At 33.7% G+C, this 17,206-nt stretch carries 13 protein-coding genes; 9 read left to right on the top strand and 4 right to left on the bottom strand.

Going from position 1 to position 17,206, the window contains the following annotated elements; genetic code table 11:
- Window positions 1-7 precede the first annotated feature (7 nt).
- Together MY04_RS10955 and MY04_RS10950 are read left to right on the top strand one after the other, a co-directional pair.
- Window positions 8-1,201, top strand: a complete 1,194-nt coding sequence (locus MY04_RS10955; protein ID WP_066209625.1) for an outer membrane protein assembly factor BamB family protein — start codon at window positions 8-10, stop codon at window positions 1,199-1,201.
- Between the two features lie 255 nt (window positions 1,202-1,456).
- A complete protein-coding gene (locus tag MY04_RS10950) occupies window positions 1,457-2,290 on the top strand; it encodes a Cof-type HAD-IIB family hydrolase (RefSeq protein ID WP_066209624.1) in 834 nt (277 codons plus the stop codon).
- A gap of 101 nt (window positions 2,291-2,391) precedes the next feature.
- Here MY04_RS10950 and MY04_RS10945 read toward each other — a convergent pair whose 3' ends face one another.
- The gene (locus tag MY04_RS10945; RefSeq protein WP_158297659.1) at window positions 2,392-3,249 is read right to left on the bottom strand and encodes a hypothetical protein; all 858 of its coding nucleotides are present in this window, start codon (window positions 3,247-3,249) and stop codon (window positions 2,392-2,394) included.
- A 202-nt stretch (window positions 3,250-3,451) separates the two neighbouring features.
- Here MY04_RS10945 and MY04_RS10940 point away from each other — a divergent pair, with 202 nt between their 5' ends.
- The 4 genes from MY04_RS10940 (at window position 3,452) to MY04_RS10925 (ending at window position 9,048) form a co-directional block, all read left to right on the top strand.
- On the top strand, window positions 3,452-4,153 hold the full coding sequence (locus tag MY04_RS10940) for a hypothetical protein (RefSeq protein WP_066209619.1): 702 nt from the start codon (window positions 3,452-3,454) through the stop codon (window positions 4,151-4,153).
- Window positions 4,154-4,422: 269 nt separating this feature from the next.
- Window positions 4,423-4,911: a LemA family protein gene (locus MY04_RS10935; RefSeq protein ID WP_236941068.1), complete on the top strand. Its 489-nt coding sequence runs from the start codon at window positions 4,423-4,425 to the stop codon at window positions 4,909-4,911.
- A gap of 101 nt (window positions 4,912-5,012) precedes the next feature.
- On the top strand, window positions 5,013-6,011 hold the full coding sequence (locus MY04_RS10930; protein WP_066209616.1) for a DUF3137 domain-containing protein: 999 nt from the start codon (window positions 5,013-5,015) through the stop codon (window positions 6,009-6,011).
- A 457-nt stretch (window positions 6,012-6,468) separates the two neighbouring features.
- On the top strand, window positions 6,469-9,048 hold the full coding sequence (locus MY04_RS10925; protein WP_066209614.1) for a glycoside hydrolase family 3 C-terminal domain-containing protein: 2,580 nt from the start codon (window positions 6,469-6,471) through the stop codon (window positions 9,046-9,048).
- Between the two features lie 328 nt (window positions 9,049-9,376).
- Here MY04_RS10925 and MY04_RS10920 read toward each other — a convergent pair whose 3' ends face one another.
- The 3 genes from MY04_RS10920 to MY04_RS10910 form a co-directional block, all read right to left on the bottom strand.
- Entirely contained in the window at window positions 9,377-10,762 is a 1,386-nt protein-coding gene (locus MY04_RS10920; protein ID WP_066209612.1) for a hypothetical protein, read from the bottom strand.
- Window positions 10,763-11,000: 238 nt separating this feature from the next.
- Window positions 11,001-11,393, bottom strand: a complete 393-nt coding sequence (locus tag MY04_RS10915) for a nucleoside 2-deoxyribosyltransferase (protein ID WP_066209610.1) — start codon at window positions 11,391-11,393, stop codon at window positions 11,001-11,003.
- Between the two features lie 21 nt (window positions 11,394-11,414).
- Entirely contained in the window at window positions 11,415-12,335 is a 921-nt protein-coding gene (locus MY04_RS10910) for a zinc-dependent peptidase (protein WP_066209608.1), read from the bottom strand.
- Between the two features lie 512 nt (window positions 12,336-12,847).
- Between MY04_RS10910 and MY04_RS10905 the strand changes: the two genes are divergently transcribed.
- From MY04_RS10905 to MY04_RS10895, 3 genes are all read left to right on the top strand, one after another.
- The gene (locus MY04_RS10905; protein ID WP_066209606.1) at window positions 12,848-13,849 is read left to right on the top strand and encodes a DNA cytosine methyltransferase; all 1,002 of its coding nucleotides are present in this window, start codon (window positions 12,848-12,850) and stop codon (window positions 13,847-13,849) included.
- A gap of 144 nt (window positions 13,850-13,993) precedes the next feature.
- Window positions 13,994-14,422, top strand: a complete 429-nt coding sequence (locus tag MY04_RS10900; RefSeq protein WP_158297658.1) for a hypothetical protein — start codon at window positions 13,994-13,996, stop codon at window positions 14,420-14,422.
- 92 nt (window positions 14,423-14,514) lie between these two features.
- Window positions 14,515-17,205, top strand: coding sequence for a TonB-dependent receptor (locus tag MY04_RS10895; protein ID WP_066209602.1), 2,691 nt, complete (start codon window positions 14,515-14,517; stop codon window positions 17,203-17,205).
- The last annotated feature ends 1 nt before the right edge of the window (window position 17,206 follow it).

Genomic DNA, 17,206 nt, shown 5'->3' with positions numbered 1-17,206 from the left:
TTATCAAATGATCAAAATTTTAAAACTACTACTACTTACACTCTTATCATCTTCACTTTATGGACAAAATGCATTGGTTTGGGATTTTAAAACCAATGGAGGAGTGTATTCGTCTCCTGTTGTAGATAACAGTAATATTTACATAGGAAGTAACGACTCTTGTCTATATGTCTTGGATAAAGTAAGCGGACAATTAAAATCAAAATTTAAAACGCAGGGAGAAATTAAATCCCGCCCTTTACTGTATCAAAACACTGTAATCTTTAACAGTTCTGATGGGAATATTTATGCTATCAATAAAGAAAATGCAGAACTTAAATGGACCTTTAAAACAGAAGGAGAAAACCGTAAAGATATGTGGGATTATTATCTTTCATCTCCAATAATTGGTAGTGAAAAGTTATTTATTGGAAGTGGTGATGGGTATGTCTATTCTCTGAATCCTAATGATGGAAAAATCATTTGGAAATTTAAAACAGATGGGATTGTTCACGCTACTCCTTTAGTACATGGAGACAATGTTTTTATAGGAAGTTTTGACGGATATTTCTATTCAATCAATGCAGATAATGGAAGTTTAATTTGGAAATTTAAGACTGTAGGTGATGCTTATTTTCCTCAAGGTGGAATCCAAAAAGGAGCTACACTTTATAAGAATACTGTCATTTTTGGTAGCCGTGATTATAATATCTATTCCTTAAATATAGAGACTGGACGGGGTGTTTGGAATATGAAAGAGAAAGGAAGCTGGGTTATTGCTACTCCTTTAGTAATTGATAATAAGATCTATGTAGGTACATCAGATTCTCATAGGTTTTGCAGCCTTTCTGCTATAGATGGAAGTGAAACCTCTTCATATCCCATAAATATGAGAGTTTATGGTTCAGCCATTCATTACAATAATAATATCTATTTTGGATGCTTTAATGGAAAGTTATATCAAATAGATTCTGCGAAAGGGAAGCTTAAGGAAATCTTTCAGACATATGGGAGTCGAGATAACTATCATTCTGTGTTTAATAAAAAAGAGCACTTCAAAAGTGATTTTGAATTATATGGCCAAGACCTAGAAGGTTCAGAAAAGAAAATTCTAAATTTAGGGTCCATTTTATCCACTCCTGTTGTTGATCACGGGATTGTCTATTTTGGTGATTCCAATGGGTATATCTATGCTTTGAAGCTAGGAAAAAAGGCTATGTGATTTTCTGATTTTGGAAGAAAATACAATGTTAGTAGTGACGCTGCCGCTTAACACTACGAACAGATAAGATAAGTGTTTTTTATAATTATCAATTATTTTATCAAACACTACAAACAGATATTTTTACTATCATTTTCCAAAACAGAAGTAAATATTAATAACGAACTTTAGAATCCATTAACATCAGTTCTAATAATTATATAGTATCTATGCATCCCTAAATAATTAGTGTGTTTCAAATTAACTAAATAAAAGATGAACTTAGGCTATAAAATGTTAGTCCTTGATATGGACGATACTTTATTAACTGACGATCATATTATCTCTGAAAAAAATAAAGAAATGCTGCTTAAAGCTCAAGATGAAGGAGTGATGGTAGTATTGGCTTCCGGTCGTCCAACTCCTGCTATGCTTTCGTTTGCAAGAGAATTGGAATTAGATAGATACGGGTCTTATATTATATCATATAACGGTGGAACACTTATCGATATGGCTGATGAAAGTGTAGTCTATTCTCAAAGCTTATCGGTTAAAAATATTCATGATTTATATGATTTTGCTTCTCATAATGGCGTAGATATAATTACCTATTCTTCTGATAGCATCTATAGCGAATCTCATTCTAAATATATTCAAGTAGAAATTGATATCACTAAAATGCATTTTGATCAAGTAGCAGATTTCAAAAAAGCTGTAGACTTTGATGGTGTTAAGTGTATCATGTTAGAAGAGCCATCGAAATTGCAAGAAGTGAAACCTTTATTGGAGGAAGCTTTTCCAGAATTAAGTATATCGTTCTCTAAACCGTTCTTCTTAGAAGTCACCCAAACAGGAATAGATAAAGCAGCTACTCTTGCAAGGTTATCTGAAATTACAGGAATAAAACAAGAGCAAATAATTGCAGTAGGAAATGCTGGGAACGACCTTTCTATGGTGGAATATGCTGGTTTGGGTGTTTGGGTAGATAATGTTACTCCAGAACTTAGACATAAAGCAGATGTAATCGTAGCATCAAATAATGATGACGGTGTTGCTGAAGTAGTTGAGAAGTTTCTGTTGAAAAAGGAAATGCAATTGGAGGAGATGTAATCTTCATTTACCTAAGCATAAACATATTCGACCAATATTTAGATATTAAATATTGGTCGTTTTTTTTTATTGAAAGAGAGTAGTAAAGCCCAAATAAAAAGCTATTCATTCTCCAGATAATAATATCTATCGAAATATAAATTACTTCCATAGTTAGACAGCATACTATCAACCTCTTTGGTGAAAGCAGTTAATGGATAACCATCTTCATCATAGGTGAAAGTTCTTTTGATAATTCTTGTTGATTGACCTTTAATGTATCTAATTTCTATAGGGTTATTACGATTATTAAAAATGTTGATATTTTGAAAACCTCTTGGGACAATTATTCCATTCATATGTAGCTCAGGATTGGGGTTTCGATCATAATGTATTTGAATTTGAGAATCGGGTGTATAGTTTTTCAATTCTTCAACAGGAACATCAGCACCGTTTGTAAAGTATTTAGATACCTTTGTCAGGTTACCTTCATTCCACTCGAATAAATCTATTTGATAAATTAACCCATCTTTATCTATTATTTTCTTTGCATAGGGTCTGTTTCTATCCTCATTATAGAGATATTTAAATCTACTATCGACTGTATCAAAATCAATATTTTCATAGCTGATTACCTTATTTTCGTCAGATACTATATTCACTACTAAAGATGAATTAAGGTCACCCAAAAAATCGTAGTCAATAATATATCCCTTTAGATTGTTGTTTTGATCTAATTTAATATCATGGATTAGATCAAGCTTTTTGATTGAATAATTAGTAATGTCATAATATTCAAAATGAATTGAAGATAAAGTAGAGGTGGTATCGTAATTAATATTCTGAGAAAAATATTTGTTACTGTTTTCACTTTTTGAGCGATCAATTTTTTTGATATACTTTTTTACATTTGGTTCAAATTCAGTATTACAAGAAATGAAAAGTAGAAAGAAGATTAATAGATAAGAGTATTTTTTCATACAAGTTAGAGCCATGTTATAATTGAAATACTCAATATATTTTTTTTGAAAATAGCATAATGGAATTTTTTTAATTCAACTTTTTTTACCCCCTCTATTATGTCTATTTTACTTCAGGGAGTGTAAGTTATCTCATATCTTGAATTTAAAGTGTAAACTGTTTATTTTTAGGTAACTACTTCAATTAATAAACTATTTACCTATGAAAAACTTAAACGCTAATTATGCCGCCCCTCGTGTAGAAGAACCAAAAATTGAAATGAGAAAAATTAGGTTGCTCTTAGGAGGTTTCGGACTACTTTTACCTATCCTGTTATATATCGGTAATGACTTTAAGCTGATGCCATCAATTAGTCATTTTTATTATACCTCTTCGGCTGTTTTTTTAATAAGTATGGTGACTTCTTTGGGGATTGTTTTAATCGCCTACAAAGGATATGAGAAAACAGAAAAGGAATGGTTTAGTGATAACGTAATTACTTCTATCGCTGGAATAAGTGCCATTGCTTTGATTCTTTTTCCTGCCTATTCAGATAAAGTAATTGATTTAGTATCCTTTTATGGTTATCCAAATGATAACTACTTATTCGGTTCTATGAAGGATGCAACTGTCAATAACATTCACTTTTTTACTTCTGCCATGTTTATCATGATGCTTGGGGTTATGAGTTATTTTAAATTTACCAAAGCAGGAAAGTATGTCCTTATTTATAAAAGTTGCGGGATAGTTATCGGTATTTCTGTCGTCCTTATTGCTCTTTTCGAATCTGTAGAATCGCTTAAGCCTCTATTACCCAATTATGTTTTTTGGTTCGAAACAATAGCGGTCTATTCATTTGCTATAGCTTTTATGGTGAAGGCAAAACCAAAGCAAACATTGTTGGGGTTATTTTCTAGAAGCTAATAAAACTATGAGAGTCAGATCTGAAAATTATTATCATTACAAAACGTAATACAAGTCTAAATAAATAGTACTTTATGAAGTTTATATAAAATAAAAGTAGGATCTTTTAAAGATTTAACAAAGAATCTAATATTGCTTTTTTAGTCCATAATAAATTCGCAGCATAAATTTTTTTAAAACTGACTAATTAATTTTTTATGGTACTGGCGATTATTTTTTCCGGAATAATACTGATTATTATTTTTTACTTTATTTCAGTCAACAATTCATTGATTTCAATTAGAAATCAAGTAGAAAATGCTTTTGGAGGAATCGATGTTCAATTGAAAAAACGATACGATTTAATTCCTAATATGGTAGAAACTGTAAAACAGTATATGGCTCATGAAAAAGAGGTATTAACGAACCTTACTTCAATGAGAGCAAAGGCTATGTCAGGTAATGTTTCAGCAGAAGAAAAAATGGATTTAGATGCTCAAATGTCTTCAGCAATGAAATCTATTATGGTAAGTGTTGAGAACTATCCTGAGCTAAAAGCAAGCAAAAACATGGAGTTACTTCAGAGAAGTTTAAACGAAGTAGAGGCTCAAATTTCTGCAGCTAGGAGAACTTACAATAGTGCAGTTACAAAGTACAACACAAGCATTGAGGTATTTCCAAATAGTATTATAGCTAATTCGCAAGGATATGAAAGAAAATCTGTATTTGAAATCTCAAGTGTTGAAAGAGAAAATGTACAAATTAAAAATCTATTTTAAGAGGCTAAGTTACCTTATAAGTTCAACCCTTTACTTTAAAAACTAGAATCTTTACGATTGATTGTAAAATCATTTATCAAATTTTTTTTAAACTAATTATTATGATTACTCAAGGTGAATTAAAACGTTTTTACGAAGAAAAGCTGAAACCCGAATTACATGCTTTAGAAATTGAAAGAAAGAAGTTATTACCTTTTCAAATAGGAGTACTAATCTTCGGAGGGATAGGAATACTTTTTATGTTAATGGTGTTTGCTGTTAATTTTATTGATATACCACCATCAATTAAGCAATACTTTAAAGATCCTACATATCTTTTTTATACCATTTTTATCAGCTATGCTGTTTCAGGAATTCTTAAGTTTATATTAAAATTTAAAATAAAAAGTTATCGTACTTCATATAAATCGAAAATAGTTAAATCAGTTACTCATCTCATAGATGATACTTGGACTTACTCGGCTGAAGGAATGATTTCAAGTGTTCAATACGAAAAAAGTGGACTTTTTAAAAAAGGAGTAGACTCATACAGAGGTGATGACTTGATTATTGGACAAATCGAAGATACTGACTTTAAATGTTCTGAATTACATACAGAATATAAAGAAGTTAGAGGTACAGGGAAAGATAGAAAAACTAGATGGTATACAATATTTAAAGGTTTATTTTTTCATGCTGATTTTAATAAACATTTTTCGGGCAAGACATATGTAAGAAGCGTTCGATTTTCAAGAAACCTTGTAAACTCTTTAGATTTACCAAAAGTAGAACTAGAGAATCTAGATTTTTCAAAAAGGTTTTTAGTGACCTCTTCAGATCAGGTGGAGGCAAGATATATACTGACACCTACAATTATGGAGGCATTCATAAATTTATTCAATTATTATCATAAGCCAATCGATTTTTCTTTTGTGGACTCTAGAGTACACTGTGCAATTTCGTTCGAAGAAGATCTTTTTGAACCTCCAATTTATAAATCAGTTTACGATTTTGAGGCTGTAAATAAGATCTATACACTCTTACACTTCAATCAGGTAATTATTAAAGAATTAAATCTGAATACTAGAATTTGGACCAAAGGAAGTAGTATAGTTCAATAGTACTTTTAGCATAGATAAATTGAGAGGAATACGCTTAAGTTCGATGTGATAATTTTATGTATCACTTCGAACTTTTTTTTAAATAATCAGTCATAAACTAATACTAATCTTCTATCTTGATTATTGATTGATTGACTAAATTTTTTAAATGAAAGCATAATTAATTTACCCCTCATGAATTGAAATTTTTCTCCCTTTATATTTTAATTGATTTTTGTTTAATCAATTGTAATTCATTTATTTAAGTGTAGTTGTGTTCTCGAATAGTTTTAAATATTTTTCTTTATCCATCAATTTAAAAACTATCCATTGTATAATTTTTGAATACCTCAATTACTACCAATCCTTCCAGAATTTACTCACCTTCGTATCATATCAACTACTTGATGCACCCCGATAGTAGACTTTCTACATCTAGTTTCGGAAACATCAAAACTGAAGTCAATAACAATAAAGTATGAAAAATAAATTCAATCAACTGCTCTTATTCTTTCTTGTATTTGGGTATGGCTTAAATGCTCAAACATGGAAAGATCCGAATGCGGATATCGAAGATCGTGTAGACGACTTATTATCAAAGATGACTTTGGAAGAAAAGATCAATTATTGTGGATCTAGGATTCCAGGGATTGATCGATTAGGCGTTCCTTATTTTGAATGGTATGGTGAAGCATTGCACGGTATTATTGCATGGAATTGTACACAGTTTCCTCAGAACATTGCTATGGGAAGTACTTGGAATCCCGACTTAATGTTTGATGTTGCTACTGCGATTTCCAACGAAGCAAGGGCACTAAAGAATAAAGGGGAAAAAGAGGTGATGATGTTCTCGCCTACAGTAAATATGGCACGCGACCCTAGGTGGGGACGAAACGGTGAATGCTATAGTGAAGATCCTTTCTTGATGTCAGAAATGGCAAGAATGTATGTAAGAGGTATGCAAGGCAACGACCCGAAATATGTCAAGACGGTAACGACTGTAAAACACTATGTAGCCAATAATGTCGATAAATACAGAGAGAAGATTTTCTCGAATATCAATAAGAAAGATTTATACGAATATTATTTCCCTGCTTACAAAACTTGTATTGTCGATGAGGAAGCAACTGGAATTATGACGGCTTTAAATGGCTTGAATGGAATTCCATGTTCTGCTCATAACTGGGCTGTAAACGATGTTTTGCGTAAAGAGTGGGGCTTTGAAGGATATGTTATAGCCGATTGGACTGCCGTTGAAGGTTTGGAAACAAGAATGCATTACGCCAAAAGTCAACCGGAAGCTGCTGCGATGGCAATCAAGGCGGGTGTCGATCAAGAATGTTATCGAAATAATAAAAAACAGGCGCCGATGGTCTATGCTTTAAAACCTGCTATCGATCAAGGTTTATTGACCGAAGAAGAACTCAATGTATCTGTTAGAAGGTTATTGAAACTTCGTTTTAGAACAGGAGATTTTGATGACCCTTCTCTAAATCCGTATTCTAAAATACCAGAAGAGGTGTTAGAATGTGACACACACAAGGCTCTAGCACTAAAAGCAGCCGAAGAAGCCATCGTACTTTTAAAGAATGATGATATTCTTCCATTATCAAATAATGAGAAAAGCTTAGCAGTTATAGGGCCATTTGCCAACCGTTGTTGGATGGGAATTTATTCAGGTTTCCCAAAAAGTAAAGTGAGTCCATTGGATGGTTTAAGGAAAGCCACATCAGCAGAAATAAACTTTGCAGAAGGTTGTGGAGTAACTGCAACGGAAGAGGACGATCAGAAAATCGCAGAGGCGGTAGAAATGGCCAAAAAGTCAGAGAAAGTAATTTTGGTGGTCGGGAATGATGAAACTACCTCAACTGAAAATGTGGATAGAGCATCATTAAAATTACCTGGAAATCAACATAAATTAATTCAAGCAGTTCAGGCGGTCAACAAGAATGTGATATTGGTTTTGGTACCAAGTGGCCCAACAGCTATTGCTTGGGAACAAGAGAACATCCCTGGAATTATTTGCACATGGCCAAATGGTCAGGAACAAGGTACAGCTTTAGCCAATGTATTGTTCGGAAAGGTAAATCCGGGAGGAAAACTAAATTCAACTTGGTATTCTTCGGATGATGAGTTACCCGATTTCCATGACTACAATATTCAGACAGGAAGAACTTACATGTATTATGATGGCACACCTTTATATCCGTTTGGCTTTGGCTTAAGCTACACATCATTTGATATTGAGAAGATGAAAGTGAATGCAAAGAAAGTTAACCCTCAACAAGATGTGATAGTGACTGCCAACGTATCGAATATAGGAGATATGGATGGAGATGAAGTGGTACAATTGTACATCAAATCGTTAAACCCTACACAGCAGTCACCCAAAAAAGCTTTAAAGGGATTCAAGAAAGTGCATGTAGCTAAAGGACAGAAAACAAGTATCCAACTTCAAGTACCTTATGAAGCATTTGCTCATTACGATAGTGTAGACAATCAGTTTAAAGTAGATGAAGGAGCTTATGAAATCCTTTTAGGAAATTCGAGTGAGAATATTTTAGCTCGTCATACAGTAAAGGTGAAAGCCGGTACAATTCCATCTATAAAGGTAGGAGAAAAGAGTGGCTATTTTGATGCAAACAACGAGAACCGATCAAGAAATTGGGATTATCTATACCAGAATGAAAAAGGTTTTGCAACATCAAAAGACGAGGATGACGATCAGTACCATTGGATAGAATATGAAATCACATTTGTTGATCCTGGCTTCTATGTAAATACTTGGGAAGCTGAATTAAACTTCGTGTCGGCAAGTAAAAATGCTGTGGTTACCACCTCAATGGAGGGTGCTCAAATTGGAGAATATACCATTAAAGGAAATAAGTTACCGATACGTATTCCTATTCCACCAGAATATGGAAAGCCGGTACGATTAAAAATAAAAACATTAAAAGGGGAAGTAGAACATAAATCGATAAAGATTATTCCTCCGGGTAACAAACAAGCTTATACAATCGAAAACGTAGTTATACATACTCAGACTAAAATCAATTAACCCACTCGATGCTTATTATGTATGGTATTACATACATCGAGATTTAATATTCATTTCCACTGCATTTATGTGATAGTAGATGCGGTAAGTGCACAGTCCATTACTCTTGTTTTGGACTGTGTTTTTTTATAGTGTTCTGCTCTGTTCGTTGTGTTAAGCGTCAGCGTCACTACGAACTTTATTTTGTTTAAGTCTGCGACTTATAACATTTCTATGTTGGACCTGCTATATTTAACTTACTGTCCAGTTAAATATAGCAGGTCCAGTTCTTAGTGTTTAAGTATTAGTACACTAAGAACAGTTTTTTGTTTATCTCATCCTGAGCAAATTATTCTAAAATAAGCTTTACAGCTTCAGTATTTATTCCATTGGATACTTTTAAGATAAACATACCAGATTGAAGGGCAGGTAATGTAAACGTACCTATATCACTTCCACTTGGTTGTTCAATTATTATATCGTGAGATAATAATACACCATTGGTATTGTATAAGACACCCACTACAGGATAGGTTTCATTTGCATTTTGAACTTCCACTTTCAGTTGTTGGCCATTCGTGATTTTTGAAGGATATACGTTCACACTGAAATCAGTTTTATTTCCATTAAAAGAAACTATGCCAAAATATTCTACAGCTCCATCAAGATCATATTGTGCTAAGCGATAATACAAACCCGATTCTATAGCATCTAAATATTGATATTTGAGAGTCACGTTAGAATTTCCAGCAGCTTGAATAGTAGAAATCTTTTCCCAATTCATTCTATCTGATGATACCTCCACATCAAAGTGAGAAGAATTTAATTCTGATGCTGTTTCCCAAAGAAGTAAATGCCCATTGACTGTTTTCTGTCCTTTGAAATAAACTAACTCGACCGGTAGGTCTAAATCATCACAAAAATTAATTTGTCCATGGGATACACATTCAGTACATGTACCCGCATTAATATTACCACAACCAGTAATACTATTGTTTTCTGAGCCATCACATTTATAATTGAAGTCGCCTCCAATATTGATCTCTCCACAACTTTCAGTACCATCACAGGTATTAATTTCAAATTGTCCTTTAATTGATAAATCGGTATCAATTGTAAGTTTTCCACACACCTTTATGTATATCTTTCCTCCATTTTCAGATTCAAAGAAGGAATTTATTTCTAAATGTCCAGTTTCTCTTACATAGATATTAATACCTGAATTTTTGAGAACCAATTGTTTTTGAATATAAACATAACCACTAATATCTAATTCGTCATTCCCACCTGTTCCTTGAGAGAGAATTAATTCATCTCTAATAATCAAGGAGGAATTTTCTTCCGTGGTAATTTTTAAATGAATATAATTGGTCGTCAGTTTTAAATTGGCCTTACCTGATTTTCCTAAATAAAGAGTTGCATCATATTTTTGGAAATCAACTTCAAGAAGAGAAGATATTTGATTTAAATCGAAATTAATATTCAATTTGCTACCAAATTTTGCCTCGCCTGAACTGCTTAAAACGATGATATCATTTCCTTCAGGAAAAGTTCTAGTAGTAGTATTGGTGGCTTTTTGCCATCTTAATGAATTACCATTTTCTCCTTTCCATTCTTCTACTGAATTGAAAGCATCGTTTCCTAGTAAGTAAAATTTTTCTTGTGCTATACATAAATTAGTAAAAAGTATTAGCAGAAACGTACCTAGGAAATGTCTAGTAAGTATTCTGTTCATCAAAGTTTGTTTGTTATTAGATTTAACTATTCGTCATAAACTGGTAAAAAACATTTAACGAAATTAATGCCATTGATTCGTACATTTTTTCGCTTTTTGTTAATGAAATGTAATGCTTAAGGTTTTGTGAATTAATTGTAAGTCAGTTAATAACGAGAGAGATACGCTAAAGGTTTGCGTAATGTTATGGCGCTTAGTGATAACAATCGGTTGAACAGAATTAGTAGTACTATTTTCGTTAGCTATCAAAATATAAGGACAGCTTTTTTTCTAATTGGTGCACATCTTCATATTCAAAAATATAATCGGCACAGCCTGCCGCAGTAGTGGAGTAATCCGAATTCTTCTTTCTCAAATAAATAATTGGAAGATTACTCTTAAAAGCATAACCAACTTCTATACCTACACCAATCGCTTTGCTTGTTAGTTCTGCGATAAATAAATCACATTCATCAATTTCTTGAAAGGCGGTTTGCATCATTTCCTTTTCTTGATGAGGTGCAAAAGAGTATTTATCAACAAAGACAATCAATTCGTATTGATACTGTAATAAAACCTCTTTAATAATTTCTACTTCTTTATTAAAAGCTTTTCTATTCTTAAAACTTATTCCTAAATAGGCCTTTTTCATTTTTCTACTTTTTGATAATCATTAATCAAACATCATATGACATTTTTTATATTTTTTACCACTACCACACGGGCAGGGATCATTGCGCCCGATTTCTTTTTCTTGGGTGATAGAACTCAGATAACTGCGTTCCTGATCGACCATTTTCTGATTGAATATTTTTTCTAAAGCAAGATATAGATCAGGATGCTTCTTTTTTAATAGCTGAGGTCGTTCAAAGAAATACTCAGAAGCGACAGTAATAAACTCCTGATCCTTAGTTCCTCCATATTCATCCAAGTCTGATTCATTTTGGTGGATCTTTTCGATTTCGGTTTTCATTAAATTGATCCATGGAAGGGTATAACATTTTGACATGAAAACCTCTGGAATTCCATCCGTATTGCCATCTGCCATATCAATTAAATGAACAAACTCATGGATGCCTACGTTCTTTTTATCATTATCATTTCGGAATCCTTCTCTTAAGGCACCTTTTGATAACAGCATTTTATTGGTCAGTTTGCCCGTTCCCACCATACCTAATACATGTCCATCATTAAAGTGATGTCCAAACTCTGTTTCGTTTAAATCAGAATTGTATATCAAAACTTCTTTAAGGTTTGGATATTCCCAATCGGGGTAACCAAAGATGGGAATAATAGCACTACAAGCTACTAAAAGTTTATCCAGATCTTCGATATCCGTTTTTACTCCTTTAATTTTCACGAAAGCTAAAAAACGTAGGAGTCTCTGTTCAAATTCATCTTTTTTCTCCTCAGAAATTTCATTGTAAAAGGTCACGTTTTCACGTAAAATAGTTCGCCACTCATCTTTAAATACTCTTCGTTTAAAAAGGTTCTTTTGTTTACTCTTTTTCTTTTTGGAGTTGGAGATAATTACCCAAGTCACTAGGGCGATTAGTCCTAAAAAGGTAATAAATGATATTAAGGAAGTATTCATACTATATTTGTTTGCTCGATTTTAGTTCATTGGAAATAACGAAAATTTATTCAATAAAAACAATAATGTATTTCAGTTAGGTAAACTATTATAAAAGATTTTTTTTGGCACTCTATTTGACTCCTAACATCAATAACACCTACGGGTTGATATTTACTAAATACTAATAATAAGCACATTTACTATTGTTGTTCAATAGTCTAAATGATGCACAAACGCACGACATATGAATATTTTCAACTTCCTTAAATCAAAAGCGTTAAAGACGTTTGCATTCCTACTTTTAATCAGCATTCTAAGTAGTTGTAAAACATCCATCTTCATGTCCGATTATGGTAATCACACTGATTATAATAAAAGAAAGAACACGAAGTGGCTTCCAAAAAAAGCAAGACTTTCCCATACAAATTCAAAGTAGATTTGAATTTTGCATGAATCGAAGCTGTCTCTACAAAGGGACAGCTTTTTTTATATGTATATTTAATATCGTTGAATTATAGAAAGTAATTTTTATGCTTACCTTGCACACTGTTTTTGATGATCATCAATTTATGAAGTTAGAAGGCTTAAAATTTATAGACTTATTTGCTGGAATAGGAGGATTCCATCAAGCGTTAAGCAGCTTTGGTGCGGAGTGTGTATTCGCTTCCGAATGGGACGAACATGCAGCTAAAACCTATTCGGTGAATTATGGACTTCAACCTAAAGGTGATATTACACAAATAGCGGAGGAGGAGATTCCTAGACACGATATATTATGTGCTGGCTTCCCTTGCCAAGCGTTTTCTATTTCCGGGAAACAAAAAGGTTTTGAAGATGCAAGAGGAACCTTATTTTTTGATATCGCCCGTATTGTCAATCACCATCAACCTAAATTACTTTTGCTGGAGAATGTAAGAAATTTTCAGCGACATGATGGAGGTAATACTTTGAGAGTAGTCGTTCAAACTTTGGATGAATTAGGATATAGCGTAGACTATAAAGTACTCAATGCTTCTCATTACGGTTTACCTCAAAATAGAGAAAGAATTTATTTTGTGTGTTTACAAAAAGACTTAATGAAGGAGTCTTTTTCATTTCCTTCTCCTCAAAAAGGGGCCATAAAACTAGAGGACTTTTTAGAGAAGAAGTCGAATGTGAAAATTGTCGACCGACCTGATATAGAAATCTACAAAGATTACAACCCTTTAAAAGATTCCCAAGGGAAAGTGATATTGCCTAATAAGCCGATTCAAATTGGAAGAGTAAATAAAGGAGGGCAGGGCGAACGTATATACGATATCAGAGGTCATGCCATTACTTTATCCGCTTATGGTGGGGGTGTTGGTTCCCGTACGGGTTTGTATCAAGTAGGAAAAGACATACGAAAACTATCGCCAAGAGAGTGTGCTAGAATACAGGGTTTCCCAGATAGTTTTAAAATTGTTTCAAAGATGACTCAAGCGTATAAACAGTTCGGGAATAGCGTCGCTGTAAATGTATTGAAAGCCATCCTTCATCAAATAGAAAAATAATTCCGTTGGTTGAAAAATTCACGCCTTTCGTTTAAAACTCTTCTTCACTTTCCTACCAAAAACTACTTTGTTGACTCTTGTAAATAAGCGGCAAACAAGCTGCACAAAAGTTATCGAATTAAATTATTAAAAGTAAGAGAGGACATGAACTTACGATTATCATTCTCCATCATATTTAGCATGATGGCCTTGGCATTATTTGCTCAAGATTCTGAAAGACAACGACCAAACCATTCAACTCCAGAAGAGAAATCTGTTGAAACTCTAGGACAGCTAGAGGAGAAAATTGAATTAACAGGCGAACAGAGAAAGGGTATTTATGATATTCATCTAGAGTTTTTTACCAATGCTCAAGAAGCGATGAAGGAAAGAGATAAGGAGAAGATGGAAACACTGGAAAATACTAGAAACGAAAAAGTGAAAGATCTTTTGGGAAAAAAATTATACCGTAAATACCTTAGCGTGATGAACGAGAACAAGCCACAAGGACCTCCAAATGGTAGACAAGGAGAAGGAAGAGGTGGCCGAGGAGGCATGGGTGGTCCTGGCGGTGGTCAGGGACAAATGTTTTAAGGAAGGATTTACACCTTATTTTTTCATAAAGGAGTCTGTCTAATATGGCAGACTTCTACTTCTCTATTCTTCTTAAAACAAAGCTTACTATCATGAGTCAATCATTCAGATATATATTTTTTATCTCCCTATTTTTTTCATATCAGTTAAATGGACAAGATCTTAAAAACATCAAACTATCCACTCGTTTATGCTGCGATTTGGATAATATTCTGACGTTCATTTCGAACGAATACAATGTCAATTTTGAATATGATAAACAACTATTTAAAAGTATAAAGTACGAAAACCGTCCTATCAATCGGCCTCTTGATGTTTTCCTCAAACAAATATGCGAGGAACAGAAAATGAAATATTACATCGATGAAGAAACTGGTGTGATCCATATAGTCGATAGGTGGTTTATAATAAAGGAAAGCGAGGTCGTTAAAAAAGAAGTCGTTAAAGAAGCAGCCACTAAATTTAAATTGAATGTAAGTGGAAAAGTAATTGATGTTGATACCAAAGAACCTCTACCGTATGTGGTAGCAATGGTTAAAGGAACAGCTAACGGGTCAACATCAAATGTAGATGGGCGAGTTTCTTTGTTAAATGTACCTTCTGATACCAGCACTATTATTTTTCAATATATAGGATATCAACCTAAAGAATTATCGTTAACTCCAGGTGCACAAACCAAGGATCTAATTATCGAAATGGAGCCTCAAGTACAGAGTTTGGAAGAGGTAATTATTGCAGCAGAGCGGGAAGATATTCTTCAAGTAAGTGGGGAACATGCTGGGATGATCAAGATGTCTCCTTTAAAATTAAAGACTCTTCCGAATTTAGGAGAGAGGGATATTCTTCGTTCTTTTCAACTGATGCCTGGAATTAGTGCGGCCAATGAAAATTCATCGGGATTGTATGTCCGTGGTGGCACGCCAGATCAAGTTTTAGTACTATATGATGGAATTACAGTTTATAATGTAGAGCATATGTTTGGCTTCTTCAGTGCCTTTAATAGTAATGCCATTAAAGATGAGCAACTATACAAAGGAGGGTTTGATGCTAAATATGGTGGACGTACTTCATCCGTTTTAGAGATTACGGGAAAGGAAGGAAATCAGAACGAATTTAATATGGCGGCAGATCTAAGTTTAATGTCGGTAAATGGATTTTTAGAATTTCCTGTGGGCAAGAAAGCTTCTGTAATTCTTGCTGGTAGACGTAGTTGGCAAAGTCCATTATACAATAAGATTTTCAATCAATTTTCTGATGATAATTCCAATAATAATACACCTCAACAAGGAGGAATACCTGGCAGGAGACGTGCACAAACAGAACAAAACACCATCTCTTATTTCTATGATTTAAATGGAAAGTTTACATATCGACCAACCGATAAAGATGTTATTGGGATTAGCCTTTATAACGGAGAAGACCATCTAGATAATTCATTATCACCAAATGGCGGACGAATGGGATTAAGTAGTCAGATTACCGATTTAACGAATTGGGGAAATACGGGGGCTTCTTTTAAATGGTCAAGACAGTTTAACGATCGACTGTACGGAAATATGTTGGTCAGTTATTCTAATTATTTCAGCAATAGAAATCGATCAACATCAGGTAGTTTTTACGATGGTGATAGTACGATATCAATTAATCGAGGGCACTTAGAAGACAACAACTTATTGGATTATTCAGCCAAATTAGATTTTGGGTATAAACTCACAAAAGATCATCAGCTTGGCTTTGGATTCCAAGCCACTCATAACGATATCAAGTACAGTTACACTCAAAATGATACTTTATCAATCATTGATCGACAAACAGAAGGACAGACCTATTCGGCCTATTTTGAAGACAAAATTACAATGATGGATAGGCGATGGATGATTACTCCAGGTCTTAGGTATAATTACTTCACTGGAACAGAAAAGAGTTATTTCGAACCTCGTTTAAACAGTACTTATATCTTAAATGATAAAATAAAATTGAAAGGATCTACTGGTTTGTATTATCAGTTTGCAAGGCGAGTGGTGAGAGAAGATATCAATGAAGGCAGTCGGGATTTTTGGGTATTATCTGATAACGACAACTTACCTGTAAGTTCTTCTCTTCAGTTTATCGGTGGAGCATCTTATGAAACACCAATGTACTTATTTGATGTAGAAGCCTTTTACAAAAAGTTGGAAAATGTAACGGAATATTCCTTGAGAATTGAAGGAAGTAGGGATGGAACAGATTACAGCGAAAGCTTTTTTACAGGGGATGGAGTATCTAAAGGGATTGATTTTCTAGTACAAAAAAAGCATGGTGATTTTACGGGGTGGTTGGGCTATACATTGGCTCAGGTGACCAACAATATCCCTGAATTTGGAGAATATAGTTTTCATGCGGCACACGATGTTCGACATGAATTTAAATCGGTTTTCACATACTCTTGGAGACGATGGGATTTGGGAGCGAATTGGATTTTTGCATCAGGAAAACCTTACACTGCACCACAAGGAGGATATGAGGTGACGCTACCCGATGGATCCACAGAAACGTTTATCTCGATCTCATCAAAAAACAGTCACCGATTACCGGCTTATCATCGATTGGATTTATCGGCAACGTATAATTTCAAAATCGGGAAACAAGCACCTGCAAGTCTTGGGTTCTCAGTTTTCAATGTCTATAACCGATCGAATGTTTGGTACATGGAGTATGAAGTCACAGATAATGAAATCGTAGAAACGCCTGTTTATTATTTAGGCATGACGCCCAATTTAACCTTCTCTGTAAAACTAAAATAGC

The sequence above is a fragment of the Flammeovirga sp. MY04 genome, assembly GCF_001682195.2.
GTDB classification, from domain to species: Bacteria; Bacteroidota; Bacteroidia; order Cytophagales; family Flammeovirgaceae; genus Flammeovirga; species Flammeovirga yaeyamensis.
Note: the sequence above shows the minus strand (reverse complement) of the source record. Positions and strands in the feature narration are given on the sequence as shown.